We start from the raw sequence: 13,987 nt of genomic DNA, 5'->3' as shown, positions 1-13,987 counted from the left end.
CCAATAAGAACACTTTTTTAAGCGCAATGCGGGTAAAACGTATATTTCACTGCTCAACCTACCGTTTCTACGAAATTTTTGATGATGGCACAAAGTTTGCGAGGGGTTTGATTCCCACCATAGGAGGCGACCATGAAAGACTTCCTGCATACAAACTGCTTCTGGCCGATATTTCCCGATTGCCGCTTTCCCCAGTTACAGGAGGCAAGGCCCTTGGCAAAACCTTTTGCTTGTGCCTGGGATACCGGAAGGATTTTTCACCCCAACCGAAAGTTCTCCTCCCAAAGATCCTCCTGTAGAAGGACCTGAAACGTTTTTTTTATCGATAGGGTTGAAAGATACATTAATTATATTATCCTAAGTGGAAATCCCGTTCGATTCATTAGCTGGTCTGGTCCTGTGCTGCATCGAGGAAAAATAGACCAGCTGGGGAAAAGAAAGGAGGCGGGGCCTGACCCCGAAAAATTCCCCTGATCTTATTGGTTTTTGGTTATTTTCCTTGATGGTGGAGGTGACAAGATGAGGATCACGGAAGAGCACTGTGCGAAAAATCTCGCTCCCCCATCCCGGAAAGCACCTGCTCCTGAAAGCGGTTTTGCCGGCTTTATCGATCCCCTGGATGAACGCTGGGCCTTCATGCTGAAAAAAACCCTCCACGACTTCTACCATCTCCCTGCCTATGTGTCCCTTGCCGCAGAACACGAAACCGGTCAACCCGCGGCCTTTTACGCTGAGCAGGGGGATTCGTCGATGCTCATTCCCCTTTTGATACGCAGTCTCCCCCCCCATCTTCAAGCTCCCCGACACTGGTGTGATCTTGCATCACCCTATGGTTATCCATCACCTCTGTACTGTCCGGGAGCCGATCATATATCCCCCGACTACTTTCTGCGGGAGTTTGGCAGGAGCGCCGCCGATATCGATGCCGTCAGCGGGTTTTTCCGCCTCCATCCGCTGATCGGCCTGCCCTGGGATTCCCTGGATCGACAGGGGAAACTGGTTTATCACGGCGAGACCGTCTATATCGATCTGGTCATGAGTGACCGTGACATCTGGCGTAACACCCGGGAGAATCACCGGGACAATATCCAGCGTTTGCGGGAGGAGGGATTTGAGGCGGTCATGGACGATTGGAGCCGTTGGTCCGACTTCATAACCCTGTACCATGAAACCATGAACCGACTCAAAGCCAGCAGCTGCTACTGTTTTTCCGACTCCTACTTTGACGAATTCCGGTTTGCCCTCGGATTCCGACTGCACCTCTGCACTGTAATAGCCCCGGACGGCAAGGTCGCGGCTTCGGGACTGGTCACTGTCATGGACGGACTGGTCCAATTTCATCTGGCCGCAACAGCTTCGCCTTTCCTTGAAAAAGCGCCCTCAAAACTTATGTTCGACAGCGTCCGGCAGTGGGCTCAAAACAGGGGGGAAAGGTATCTGCATCTGGGTGGCGGTGTCGGCGGAAAAAAGGACAGCCTTTTTCGCTTCAAGGCGGGGTTTTCCAAAAAAAGGGCTGAATTTCACACATTTCGCATGATTTTCAATCAGCAGCGTTATGACCAGCTGGTAATGAAATGCCAGCAGTCGGATGCCGAAAAAGCCTTTGGAAATGATTATTTCCCGGCATACAGAAAAAAGGAGGAACCTTTCCTGGCCACTCCCCTGTCTCGCGGATCTCAGTCTTCCAGAGAATCTTCGTCCGGATAGGGAACCAGTTTGATGCCCTTTTCCGGTGCCGTCCTGATGCCCCCTGTCACGTTGATGACGGAGGTATATCCGCGTTCCGCCAGGAGCCCGGCCGCTTTCGCCGTCCGGTTGCCGCTTCGACAAAGCAGTGCAATGTCCCGGTTTCTGTCCGCGTAGAGCTGCAGGTCGGCAATGAAGCCGTCCAGATCATAACTCCTGTCCTGCCCGAAAAACGTCAATAAAACGGAACCGGGAATGACTCCGGTCTCCCGCCATTCCGGCGGAGTGCGGATATCGACGATCAGTACTCCCGAATCAACCAGTTCCTGGGTCAGAGGAAGATTGCGGTACTCCCCGGCGGTGGCTAATCTGCAAAAAGCGAATAAGGTCAAGACCGTCAGCAAAATTCCAGATTTGTTCACTTAAGATTCCTTTCATATTCAGGCGAACGTCTGCGTTTTCTTTCGCTATACTATTTCAAAACATTTCCAGAATCCAGTTTTTACCCCTGCTCGCAAGCCACAGCAGCAAGTGCTGTTTTGTTGGCTTTGGACGATTTTTTTCCTCGCCCGGGAATACCAGATCCAGAAAAGCCGATTGTTTGCTGTTGGGTTCTTCCGAGGATGACTCCGGTCCCTTTTGACTGAGGGAGCTGCAGAAGTGCCGAACAACGAATGGGTGGATACACGGGAAGCAGCCGAGCTTCGGCGTAAGGAAAGTCGCCGGCAACTGATGCAGAGCCTGTTGCCGGCGATCTACCTTGTCATCCTGGTCGCCGTGGTCATGGCGATTGCCCGATATACCTACACCCGGAATCGAAGGGATGCCGTAGCCCTTGCCGACTCCCTGGTGGAGATGCTCGACCAGCGCATCACGTCTCAAGTTAAAAATCATCTATCCCCCGCCGGTGAGCTGACCAGACTGGCCTCGGGTCTATTTGCCTCGAAAAACTGGAGCACCGAAGCCGTCAACCTGTTCGAGACTCTCGGCCTGCAGTTCCTGGCGGTCTACCCGCAGATTCAATCCTTTCAGGTCGGCATACCCGACGGCCGATTCCTGATGGTGCGGCGCATGTCGGACGGGTCGATGCACACCAAAATCATTCGGCAAACCGGGCCAAACCGGGAGGTCCGCTGGGTGCGTCGCGATCCGGCCGGCAATATCCTGGGCATCGAACAGGATCAGGCAGACACCTACGACCCCCGGACCCGCCCCTGGTATCAGGGGGCGGCCCAATCGCAGGAGGTGTACTGGACCGATGTCTACATATTCTTTTCCAACCGCGAACCCGGTGTCACGGCCGCCCTTGCGGTTCGCGACCCGCAAGGCGACCTGCGCGGCGTGCTCAGCATCGACATCGAACTGGCAGGATTGAGCCGGTTTCTGGCCGGGCTCGAAATCGGAAAAACCGGAAGGGCCCTCATCATTGACGGCAAAGGTCAACTGGTGGCCTTTCCGGTCATGGATCGGATGCTGCGCATCTCGAAAGGGTCTTTTGCCCCGGTGAAGATCGACCAATTGGACAACGCCCTGCTCACCAGAGCCTATGATCGGTTTCGTATCGAAGGCTATGGAATCCGCCACCTGGCCCTCGACGGCAAACGCTATTCCAGCATGACATCGTCCCTCAGGTCGCTGGTCAACCGGGAGTGGACTCTTCTGATCACGGTACCCGAGGCAGATTTCGTCGGTTTTCTCAAGGAGAACCTCCAAAGAGCACTTCTCCTGTCCAGCATCGCCTTTTTCATGGTGGCCCTGATTGCCGCTTTGCTGTTGATGCGAAGTCAGAAAGCGATTCGCACCCAACGACAGTTGGCGGCAAGGGAACGGCGGATGGAGGCCCAAAGCCAGGCCTTTGAAAATATCGTTTCTCTGCCCTCCCTTTACAGACAAGGGGACAATGAGTCCCTGCAGTCACTTTCAGAAATCGTATGCCAAACCATGGCAATCAGGCGATTCAGCCTCTGGAAAACGATGGATCACGGCAAAGACCTGGTCTGCCTGGACAGTTACGACCGGGAAAACAATGGTCATACCAGTGGGACCATTCTTTCACAGCAGGATTTTCCCCGCTTTTTCGAGGCCGTTTCAGGAAGTGACCCGATCGAATCGACGGACCTGGAAAATGATCTTCGGGCGGGAGAAATTTTCAAAGCCTATTTCGAGCCCCTCGACTGCTGCGCCCTGCTGGCAACACCGATCCGCCCGGGGAACCGGTCAGCCGGCAGCGTCTGGCTCGAGCACGATGGAAAATCGAGGGGGTGGTCCAAGGAGGATCGAAACCTGGCCCGGGCGATTGCAGGTCTTCTGGCCTTCCGTTTCCAGGACGATGGGGAACACACCCTTTCTTCCTTTGAAACGGTCCATGAAGACATCCTGGTCGAGTCGCCCGGCGCTGAAGACGGGCAGAAAAGCCAGGCTCCATGGGTTTCCGTGGAAACCTCTCCCACACTTCCTCCACTGCGCACCATGCGGGGCGCTTCTCTACGGGATAGCTTGCAGGGTCCCGACCGGCCGCAGCCGGACCCAAAAACCGTCTACTCCACGGTATTCGAGAATTTGTCCGTAATGGTCGTCCTGCTCGGCGACTCTCTGTTTCTTGCCCATCCTGAGGAAAATACAGCCTGCTCCTTGTTGGAGGATCTTGTGTGCCGAATCGAGCAGATTGCGACAGCCAATGGCATCGAATATCTGAAAATGCTGGGAGACCAGATCGTTCTCGCCACGGGCTTTTCCAACACCTCAGGCCAACACGCCCAAAGGACGGCCGATTCCGCCCTGGCGATTCTCGAGGAGTTGCCGCGGGTCTTTCCCGTGAATTCAGAGTCCGGCGTCCTTCGAGTGGGTTTCGACACCGGCATGGTCCTGGGCAACCTGGTTGGCTGCGGCAAGGGCTCCTTCAATCTCTGGGGTCCCGCAGTCCGCTCCGCCAGCGGAATGGCGAGTTCCAGCCCCGAGAATGGCATTCAGGCCGGTGAGGGAGCCTATCGCCATCTGCAGAACGATTATCTTTTCGGCCAGCGAGGCACCTTTTTCGTCCCGGACATCGGGGAGATTCGAACCTATCTGCTGCGAGGGAAAATAGGATGACGATCACTCTTCGCGCCGAACCGCATGGCGGCTCTACCCAAAAGGCCATCTCCTTGCCGAAAAAATTTTTGGCGGGGGTCGGTGCTCGGCTCATCGGTGGCATCTATTCCCTGGTTTGGACCTTCGCCGCCGCTGCTGCCGTTCTCTGGCAGAGTTTCCGTCCTCTGACCTGGAGAGGGACAGTAAGGCGGGAATTCATCCATCACTGTTTTCAGATCGGAAGGCATTCCCTGATCTTTACCATGGCCGTCGGCTTACTGGTGGGCCTGGGTCTGGTCTATCAGCTTCTCTACTGGCTGGACCTGTTCGGTCAGAGCCAGCTGATCGGCGATTTCCTCATTCTGGTCCTGGCGAGGGAAATGGCACCGATTCTGGTCGGCTTTATCGTACTGGGCCGCCACGGTCTGGCCATGGTCATTGAACTCGGCAGGCAAAAGACCGGCGGGCAGATCCATATGCTGGATTCCCAGGGAATCGACCCCTTTCTGCTGCTGGTCGTCCCCAGGGTGCTGGCCGTGACGCTCGGTACCTTCTGTCTGACAGTGGCCTTTCTGCTGGTCTCCCTCGGAACCGGATTCATCGCCGGCAATGCGTCGAAAGTATCGGCGCTTTCGGCAACCGAATTCCTTAATTCCCTGCTCACTTCCCTCGGTCCGGCGGAATTCGCCATTATCCCGCTGAAGTCGCTGTCCGTCGGTTTCGCTATCGGCCTGCTGGCCTGCACCATCGGATTAACGGAAGCAACGGATTCGGACATGCCCGAAGGTCTGTTGCCCCGAGCCTTCGGTTTGTCGGCAATGGTCATCATTCTGATATCCGGGCTCTACACCCTGCTGCTGTCCCGATAACGGAAAGGGACCCGTCATGATCCGGAAACATCGCATCGTTCTGAGCCTGGATCAAGTCCTGATCGAAGAGGATATCCTGCAAACTCCCTGGCCCGTCTCCCTCCAAACCGACATTTCGGGAAACGAGCTGCTTCTCATCCGTCTGGAGCAACCGGGGCAGTGTACGATCCTCGGAGACCTGTTCTCGGGTCTGCTGCACCCTTCCGTGGGCAACGTGCGATTTCTCGGCCGGGACTGGTCGAAGGTAGGACCGGATTTTGCCAACGGGATGCGCGGCAAAATCGGCAGGATCTTCTGCCGGGGTGCATGGTTTATAAAGCTGACAATTCGGGAAAATATCCTCATGCGGCCGTTGCATCATTCCAGGCTTTCTGTAGCCAAGGTGCAGGCCGAGGCCGCTCAGCTGGGCTTGGATCTGGGCCTTCCCGGTCTCCCCACGGGGTACCCTGAAGAAGCCCTGCCGACCGACCTCGAGCGGGCCGCGTGGATTCGGGCTTTTCTCGGGACCCCTCAGCTGATCCTGCTGGAGGAACCCTTCCAGGACTGGCCACACCCCGCCTCCTGCCGGTTGATTCAGGTCATGGGCAGGGCGCGTCTGAGGGGTGCCGCGGTGATCTGGATGACCCGAAACCCATCTGTCTGGAAAGATTCATCCCTGCCGGCGACCCGCAGGATGCGTCTGGCAAACCGCAGGCTGACCGAGGTGACCTGCCCATGAAATCGAATGATCGTCACCAGTTTCGCTACGTCAATGAAACCGTAGGCCTTATCTTCCTCGTGACCCTGCTGCTGTTCGTGGCAGCGGTATTGGGCAGCGGCCGCTTCCGCGAATGGATCGACCCGGGCGCACGCTTGAAAGTGGTGATGCCGGAGGAGGGCCTGTTCGGATTGGCCGAAGGAGCCGAAGTGGAGATTCTCGGCACCCGCGCCGGAACCGTCACGGATATCGTCATCGATCCGCACCAAAGGATATATGCTGAAGTACGCATAGAGGACGGGATGGAGGCTTTTATCCGGCGAGATTCCCAAGCCATTATCCGCAAACGTTTTGGAGTTGCCGGGGCAGCCTATCTGGAAATTACCCGAGGGCAGGGACAGCCCCTCGACTACGATTATGCGGTGATCAAAGCCAAGGCCGATCGGGCGCCTACGGAGACCCTGACGGCCCTCGTCGACGATCTTCACGAACGGGTCATGCCGCTGATCGAGGATGCTCAAACCGCCATCCGGGATATTTCCGCCCTGGCCAGGGACCTGCAAAACCCCCAGGGAGACCTGCGTCTGATATTGAACAACCTCGCCGACATTACCGGGGGTATTGCCCGTGGCGAAGGAACGGCAGGCCGCCTGATCAGGGAGAAGGAAATGGCCGACAACATCGAGGACCTGCTGACGCAGCTTCGTTCTGTGGCACGACGGTTGGAGCCGATCATGGGTTCCTTGCAGGGTACGGCCGGCAACGTCTCCCGTCTCACTGGCAGGATCGATACCCAGGTTGCTGACATGCCGAATCTTTCCCGGGATCTACGGACGGCCCTGGATTCTCTCAACGGCATCCTGGGCGATCTGCACCAAACCACCCCCGCGTTGCCATCCATTACCGATCGGGTGGGAGATGCAACCTCCAATCTCCCCGTCCTGCTGCTGCAGACCGAGCAGGTCATGGTGGAAATGGAGAAACTCCTGCGACAGCTTCAGTCCAATTGGCTGTTTGGCGGTTCCTCCGACGAGGAACCCCGGCCGGATACCCTTCCTCCTCTGGAGGCACGGCCATGAGGTCTTCCTTGGTACTCAAAATTCCTTGCATGCTTTTTTTGCTGCTGGCTGCCGCACCTTTCACCTTGGTTGGATGCAGTTCAAAAAACCCTGCTGAACGAATGCCGGTCGGGGACGATCACCTGAACCGGTTGAACCGATCAGCACGACTTGTCTACGAAAAATCCGAATATGCCGAAGCCGCCCGTCTTTATCAGCAGGCCCTGCAGAGGGCAAGGTTGAGAAACGGGTTCGCCGAAATCGTCGATGCCCATTACAATCTCGCCGTGACTTTGCTGCAGCAGGACGATGTTGCCGGTGCCCGCAGACAGATAGATGCAGCGAAAGCCGGTTTTCAAAGGCAGGACAGCAAGTTTCCACCGGCGTTTCGCCTGGTGGACGCCGTGCTTCTCTATCGGGCGGATCGCAGAGATCAGGCCTGGGAGGTCACGGACCTCATTCTTGAGGAAAAGGGCCGAGCGGGTCCGGAGGTGTTGGGACGAACCCATTACCTGCGGGGACGCATCTCCGCCGACCGCGGAGATGCTGCAGGCATACAATCCGCCATCACCGCAATGGGATCTCCTGATCCGCCTGATTTGAAGGCGGATCTCGACGAGCTCAGGGGATACCTCGGCCTTTCCCAGCAACGCTGGGCCGATGCGGCAGTTGCCTTCGACCGGGCGGCCTGGCTCCAGCGGCAACTCCTGAACTACCGGGCCATGGCCGCTGCAACGGCCCTTTCCGCCGGGGCCCTGGAACGGGATGGCCGGTCACGAGCGGCGGCAATCCGTTATTTTCAGGCCGGCAGAAGTGCCGGTTTGCGCGGTGACAGGGAAGCAGCCAGGGACTGGCTGACCCGGGCGGCGAATCTGGCTGAAAAGGCAGGGGACAGCGAAACGGTCGAGGAAGTCGGAAAGCTCTTGTCTTTTTTGGAGAATAACGGTGGCCAGGGCGGCAAAGGGCAGAAATGAGGGCCGGGTCGACAGACTCGAACCGGCCCATGAGAGGGAGCCGCAACAGGCAAATATTTTGCGGGGCAGCCACAATCCTCCGAGACGTCCTCAGAGGAGACCATGAAAGAGATTTCGACTAGTGGGCGGTCACTTAGGTGGACATTCTGGAACCCCTCCGGTTCAGGAAAATCCGCCAGGATCGCCAAAACCATCAAGCCTTCTCCTTGAGAAGATCGCGGATTTCCCGCAGGAGTTTTTCCTGAGCGGGAATTTCCGGCGCCGCGGCGGGAGCTTCCTCCTTTTTGCGCTTGAGGGAATTGATCCCTTTGACTGCAAGGAAAATGGCGAAGGCGATGATGATGAAGTTGATGATCTTCATGATGAAATTGCCGTAGGTGATGACCACTGCCGGCGTTTCGCCCGATGCTTCCTGGAGGGTCAGGGCCAGATTTGAAAAATCTATCCCTGCAATCATCATCCCGATGGGCGGCATGACCACATCGGCGACCAGGGAAGAGACGATCTGTCCAAAAGCTGCCCCGATGACGATACCGACCGCCATATCCACGACATTCCCCTTGACGGCAAATTCCTTGAACTCCTTTAGAATGGCCATTTTCCTCCCTCCCTCTGTAAGTGTTGGCAATGGTTAAGGATTCGGTCTTTCCGTTGAGCATTAATTGTTGTTCGAGAATAGTATCCCAATGAGAAAAAATGTCAATCAGGCATTTTTCATCTTGCTTCTATGGGGGATAGAATGGGGGAAGTCCGGAGTCCTTGCCTGCGGATAGCTGACAGAGGGGGGTCGAAATAATTTCTTCGCGCCGCCGAAGCGTTTGTCATCATTTTTCGAGGAAGTGGGTACGACTTGGCTCGATCATTCCATTTGAAAGGAGCTAGTCCTGCAATGAAGCGATAAAGGCGTCCGCCTCTGCGATGGCTCTTTCCATGTCCCGAACCAGGGTATCGACATTGGCCTGGATACTGACCGCTTCATCGCTCAGTCCGGCGATGGCCCGGGCGTTCAGGTTGTGCTTCAGATAAAGAACCTGATCGCGCAGCGGGACCAAAGCCGGATCGAGCTTGGCTTCGGCCCGCCTCATGGCCTGTATCAGTTCCTCGTATCTGCTTTGCATCGCCCGGTATTTGCGCCGGCTCGCCTGCTTCAGATCACTGCTGGCATATTGATCGATCTCCGCCCGCCACTCCTCAAAAAGGGCCACGGAGACATCTTCAACGGCATCGATGCGGTCGCTCACGGCCTCGGCTTTCGCCTCGGTCTCCTGCAGGGTTCGGTTCAGCCGGTTGTACTCCTTTTCCAGTTCCCCGCCTTGAAAAGCGACCACACTTCTGAACTGCTCCATGGCTGTCAGAAACTGGTCTTTGGCCTCGAGCTGAGCATCCCGCGCCGCTTCCACGCGATCGACCATGATTTCACGCTTATGCACCCCGATCTTTTCCATGGCCCCGTAATAAAGGTTGCTGCAACCAAAGAGCATGCCGATCAATAAGCACAACAGGGGCAACGGAGCTTTGCCTGACTTCATCGGTTTCACCTGACGGAATCGTTTACTTTCTTATGAAACGGTACAGAACCAGCAGCAGAATGGCGCCCAGGGTCGCCAACAGGAAGCTCCCGATATTGAACCCGGTTACAGCCCCGAAACCGAGCAACCGGCCGATGAATCCTCCCAGAAAAGCGCCGGCAATGCCAAGCAGGATGGTGATTATGAAACCTCCCGGATCTTTCCCGGGCATAATGAGCTTGGCGATGACCCCTACGATCAATCCCATGATGATCCAAGTCAGGATTCCCATGCTCGACCTCCTTTTTCCGGTTGGTGTTTACCATCGACATTATTTTTCATGTTGCCAGGGCCAGTTCCCTGTAAGTTCCACTTCGAGGGTAAAACTGAGGAATGTTCGAATCAGCACTATGGTCACCAGAACTCCGATAGTCCTGAAGGTCAAATCAACCGCAACAGTGTGAATAATATCCGAAGCGACCAGAAATTCCAGCCCGAGCAGAATGCCGCGTCCCAAATTTTGTCGCACGTCCCGAAAGGCCGTCTCGATCTTTTGTTTCTGAGCCAGACGAACCATGACGATGATCAGGGCATGGAAGGCAGCGGCGGAAATAAGAAAGATGCCGATAGCCTCCACCACCGCCCCGGCCCATTCCGCAAAAGGTTTCAGGTATTCATACAAGGTTACCCTCCCCGATTCCGCAAACCGGTACCGCTTCCGCCTTGCTTACAACATATCAGAGAAAATCCTGCAGGCTATTGATGCTCTTCGGATGCTTCGTTTCCGGTCAGGGTCAGGGCGACAAAAAAAGGAAAATGATCGGAGCCGATGTGGGACAGCCGTTTCATGCTGACATGTCGGAAGTGGCGGGAATGAAATATATGATCCAGGGGGAAACGCAGGAAAAAGTAGTCCGCATGAAAGGTATTGTACATGCCCCTTCCGATTCTTGGATCGAGCAGTCCGCTGACTTTCTGAAAACGCGAGGTGGTCCGGGACCAGGCGACATCGTTGAGATCGCCGAGAACCAACACCGGGAGATCCGAACCGCTGACCATTTTGCCGATCAGATAAAGTTCTGCATCCCTTTCCGCAGTATCCTCGTTTTCCGATGGTACCGGCGGACGGGGATGAAGCCCGACCAGATGAATCCTTCGTCCGTCCGGAAGTTGAAGGGCGGTGTGGATGGAGGGAACATCGGGCTCGATGAGGAACCGGACGGCTGGATCGATCAGTGGAAACCTGGAATGAAGAATCATGCCATATGTGTTCGGCAAAGGATGCTTGACCTGCCAGGGGTAGGCAGAGTCCAGGATTGCCAGTTGATCCGCCCACCATTGGTCGGCTTCCGTGGTCAGAATCACGTCCGGATCAGCCTCCTGCAAAACCTTCAGATAATTGCATAAATTCCGGTTTTCCATCAGGACATTACAGGTGACGAGACGGATGACCGCGCTGTTTCCGTCTGCAGCGGCCTGCTTCACTTGAAAGGGAGACAATCTGGAATAGGGGAACATTTTGACCCCCTGAAACCCGACGGCCAACAGCAGCAACAGGAGCAGCAGTTTTGGCAACAAGGGCATCTGTCCCGCCCGCAACAGGGCCGGCAGGATCAGGGCCAGTCCGATGACCATGAGCTGGAACCTCGGGAAATCGAACCACCGGATCCACCATTCATTCGAACGGATAAGGGGCAGTCCGGTAGCGCCAAGGACGAACAGACTGACCGCGGCCCAGGGATACAAGACGTATGGGGGAATGATGAGCTCCTTTTATAACCTTCTAAACTCCAATATTCCCCCCCTTGCACTGGAAAGCGTACTGCAGAGAGCTAAAATCTTAGCAGCGCAGGGTCGGGAGCCTAAAATCGGTCTTATGAGGTGCCCTATGAAAATAATTCTTTGGATCATACTGGCCATTTTCATCATCGGACTGCTGGTCGTAATCGGCGTTTTCGATCTCATATTCTGAGCTGTTTGCTTTGCTCGAGATTTTGCAGCCACGGGTCGCTTTCAACCGGCCAGCCAGGCTTCGGCTTCGGCTATCCGATCCCTGTCGAAAGCCTTGATCTCGAGACCCGGGAGAAATAATCCTTCCAGCTCACTCACCTTTTTGATCCATGTCTTGTCAGTCAATACAGCTGCCCTCTGAAATTTTTTCATAACCTTCCACATGGAGGGCATACGGGCGAGTTCCAGGCCGATGGCGCCGAGGGAGGGCAGGTGGAATTCAATGACATCGTAAAGCATCTTGCCGTTGACGATATGTTTTGATTTGCTTTCGAGCTCGTCGAGAACAATTTTCATTTCATCGGAATTCAGCCTGCCGCTCATCTCGATATCCAGTCGATCAGCTCCCTTGAGGGTTATCTTAAACATGATGCTTCTCCTTGGAGGACCTTTCCCTCAGGCACCCCTCCTTTGCTGCCAGCCCATTGCGCGCAGTTCCAGATGAGGTTCGCCTACCTCTTTTCCTGCTCGAGGACACCTTCCCCTTCTTCCAGTATTCCTTCCCTCTTTTCCTGTTCGAGAACGCCTTCACCTTCTTCCAGAACTCCCTCCGGCTGTTCCTGCTCCAGAACCCCCTCCCCTTCCTCCAGAATACCTCCTCCGTCGACCTGGTTGTCCTCTACCGCTTCTTCCCCAACAACGCCGTTTTCTTCAACGACTTCTTCCTCGACGACACCTTTATCTGTTTCACACCCCGCAACAACCATGGAACCGGCCGCCATCAGAGCGACCATCAACAAACGAAACTTTTTCATGGTGGGCTCCTTTCTTGCCTGCTTTTGTCGAAGAAATATAAAACCCCGGAACTTTTCCATTTATATACTTTAATCAGACGGCAGATGATTTCAACCTGGAGAACCATCAGAAAAATGGGAACAGACTTCAGGGGGATCGGCAGGGTGGGAAAGACTGAGGGGGTTGGATTATATGAATCTGGTGTCCGTGCGGTTGAGCGAGTCAAGAAATCCTGAGCCAATTTGGTTGCTGTCAAGGCGCGCTGCCGCAGGCCTAGCCAGAGTTAAGCCGAGAAGGCGGAACGAAGATAGCGACCAAAAGGGCCGGGTTTTGAAGACAGGATTAACCGCACGGGGCACTAGGCTGCGTCCGGGGAAAAAACCGTCACCCGGTTTCTGCCCAATCCCTTCGAAGCATACATGGCTCGATCGGCGGAAGAAACAAGGTCGGAAAGGCGTTGAAGACCGGTTATAGGCTGGGTGCGGTCGAGGGCGTCGCTGACACCGAAACTGGCGGTGACGGTGATGCGTCCCTTTGGAACATCCAATCGTTTCCCCTCGATATTGCCACGCAGTCTTTCGGCGACATCGGCGGCGCCCCGAGCGGAGGTTTCCGGCAGCATGACGATGAATTCCTCCCCGCCATAACGGGCGGAAATCTCTGTTTTGCGCAAAACGTCCCTCAAGGTATCGGCGACCATGACCAAAACCCGATCGCCGGTGGCGTGCCCGAACCCGTCATTGACGTTTTTGAAATGGTCCAGGTCCATCACTATCACTGAAAGTGGACGGGAATAGCGTAGCGCCCTTTCGACTTCCTTCAATGCCATTCGATTGAAATGGCGCCGGTTGAAAAGACCGGTCAGACTGTCCGTCATCGCCAACTGTCGCAGTTTCTCCCTGCTTTTGCGCAGAGCGGCCTCGGTTTCCTGGCGTATGCCGATCTCCCTGCGCAACTCCTCATTGGCCAGACTGATCTCCTGTTTTCTTGCCACAAGCTCGCGCATGGTTCTGTCCAGTTGCTCAACCATGGCGTTAAAGGACTCGGAGAACTCCCCCATGAATTCCACCCGCTGGGAAAAATCTCCCGAAGCCACCATCTTTGTCTGCCAGGTCATATGGCGCAGATTGGCCTGCAGGCTCTTGAGCGTGGCTCCGACAAAACCCGCTACCGGAACCTTCCCGGACAGATCCCCGTTGGATATCGAATGAAGATATCCGCGCATTTGGCAGAGGGTTTCATGAAGAGTCCGCAGAGAGTCTATTCCTGAAAAATTCTTTGGAATTTCAGGAGGTAGGGGGAGCAGCAGAGTATCGATCAAAAAGCTTGCAAGCTCTTCTGCTAACTGATGTTCCTTTTCAGGGAGCATTGGGGACACCTC

The 13,987-nt window shown here is 55.5% G+C and carries 15 protein-coding genes; 6 read left to right on the top strand and 9 right to left on the bottom strand.

What is annotated here, in order from left to right; all coding sequences use genetic code 11:
• The first annotated feature begins 519 nt into the window (after window positions 1-519).
• Window positions 520-1,707 carry a GNAT family N-acetyltransferase gene (locus R2940_04705; protein ID MEZ4599072.1) on the top strand — a complete coding sequence of 396 codons (1,188 nt, stop codon included), beginning with the start codon at window positions 520-522 and terminating at the stop codon, window positions 1,705-1,707.
• On the opposite strand, the gene R2940_04700 is transcribed toward R2940_04705, so the two are convergent.
• Window positions 1,677-2,108 carry a rhodanese-like domain-containing protein gene (locus tag R2940_04700; protein ID MEZ4599071.1) on the bottom strand — a complete coding sequence of 144 codons (432 nt, stop codon included), beginning with the start codon at window positions 2,106-2,108 and terminating at the stop codon, window positions 1,677-1,679. The two genes, R2940_04705 and R2940_04700, sit on opposite strands and share 31 nt — an antisense overlap.
• 238 nt (window positions 2,109-2,346) lie before the next feature.
• Between R2940_04700 and R2940_04695 the strand changes: the two genes are divergently transcribed.
• Genes R2940_04695 through R2940_04675 form a run of 5 tightly spaced genes read left to right on the top strand, consistent with a single transcriptional unit; the run spans window position 2,347 to window position 8,353 of the window.
• Window positions 2,347-4,776: an adenylate/guanylate cyclase domain-containing protein gene (locus R2940_04695; protein ID MEZ4599070.1), complete on the top strand. Its 2,430-nt coding sequence runs from the start codon at window positions 2,347-2,349 to the stop codon at window positions 4,774-4,776.
• Entirely contained in the window at window positions 4,773-5,624 is an 852-nt protein-coding gene (locus tag R2940_04690) for an ABC transporter permease (GenBank protein ID MEZ4599069.1), read from the top strand. The genes R2940_04695 and R2940_04690 overlap by 4 nt, the downstream gene beginning before the upstream one ends.
• 16 nt (window positions 5,625-5,640) lie before the next feature.
• Window positions 5,641-6,342, top strand: a complete 702-nt coding sequence (locus tag R2940_04685) for a hypothetical protein (GenBank protein ID MEZ4599068.1) — start codon at window positions 5,641-5,643, stop codon at window positions 6,340-6,342.
• Window positions 6,339-7,400, top strand: coding sequence for an MlaD family protein (locus tag R2940_04680; GenBank protein MEZ4599067.1), 1,062 nt, complete (start codon window positions 6,339-6,341; stop codon window positions 7,398-7,400). The genes R2940_04685 and R2940_04680 overlap by 4 nt, the downstream gene beginning before the upstream one ends.
• On the top strand, window positions 7,397-8,353 hold the full coding sequence (locus R2940_04675; protein MEZ4599066.1) for a hypothetical protein: 957 nt from the start codon (window positions 7,397-7,399) through the stop codon (window positions 8,351-8,353). Before R2940_04680 ends, R2940_04675 begins: the two co-directional genes overlap by 4 nt.
• Window positions 8,354-8,546: 193 nt before the next feature.
• Here R2940_04675 and mscL read toward each other — a convergent pair whose 3' ends face one another.
• The 8 genes from mscL to R2940_04635 all read right to left on the bottom strand — a co-directional run bounded on the left by mscL (window position 8,547) and on the right by R2940_04635 (window position 13,831).
• Window positions 8,547-8,951, bottom strand: coding sequence for a large-conductance mechanosensitive channel protein MscL (gene mscL, locus R2940_04670; GenBank protein ID MEZ4599065.1), 405 nt, complete (start codon window positions 8,949-8,951; stop codon window positions 8,547-8,549).
• Between the two features lie 280 nt (window positions 8,952-9,231).
• Window positions 9,232-9,882, bottom strand: coding sequence for a DUF2959 domain-containing protein (locus tag R2940_04665; protein MEZ4599064.1), 651 nt, complete (start codon window positions 9,880-9,882; stop codon window positions 9,232-9,234).
• Window positions 9,883-9,904: 22 nt separating this feature from the next.
• Window positions 9,905-10,153 carry a GlsB/YeaQ/YmgE family stress response membrane protein gene (locus R2940_04660; GenBank protein MEZ4599063.1) on the bottom strand — a complete coding sequence of 83 codons (249 nt, stop codon included), beginning with the start codon at window positions 10,151-10,153 and terminating at the stop codon, window positions 9,905-9,907.
• Between the two features lie 39 nt (window positions 10,154-10,192).
• Complete coding sequence (locus R2940_04655; GenBank protein ID MEZ4599062.1) at window positions 10,193-10,543, bottom strand: DUF1622 domain-containing protein; 351 nt, start codon at window positions 10,541-10,543, stop codon at window positions 10,193-10,195.
• 74 nt (window positions 10,544-10,617) lie between these two features.
• On the bottom strand, window positions 10,618-11,496 hold the full coding sequence (locus R2940_04650) for an endonuclease/exonuclease/phosphatase family protein (GenBank protein MEZ4599061.1): 879 nt from the start codon (window positions 11,494-11,496) through the stop codon (window positions 10,618-10,620).
• A 378-nt stretch (window positions 11,497-11,874) separates the two neighbouring features.
• Window positions 11,875-12,240: an STAS/SEC14 domain-containing protein gene (locus tag R2940_04645; protein ID MEZ4599060.1), complete on the bottom strand. Its 366-nt coding sequence runs from the start codon at window positions 12,238-12,240 to the stop codon at window positions 11,875-11,877.
• Window positions 12,241-12,323: 83 nt separating this feature from the next.
• On the bottom strand, window positions 12,324-12,626 hold the full coding sequence (locus R2940_04640) for a hypothetical protein (GenBank protein MEZ4599059.1): 303 nt from the start codon (window positions 12,624-12,626) through the stop codon (window positions 12,324-12,326).
• A gap of 338 nt (window positions 12,627-12,964) precedes the next feature.
• Window positions 12,965-13,831: a GGDEF domain-containing protein gene (locus R2940_04635; GenBank protein MEZ4599058.1), complete on the bottom strand. Its 867-nt coding sequence runs from the start codon at window positions 13,829-13,831 to the stop codon at window positions 12,965-12,967.
• Window positions 13,832-13,987: the final 156 nt, after the last annotated feature.

This window comes from Syntrophotaleaceae bacterium (assembly GCA_041390365.1).
Classification (GTDB): Bacteria; Desulfobacterota; Desulfuromonadia; order Desulfuromonadales; family Syntrophotaleaceae; genus JAWKQB01.
This window is presented reverse-complemented; position numbering and strand designations above follow the sequence as displayed.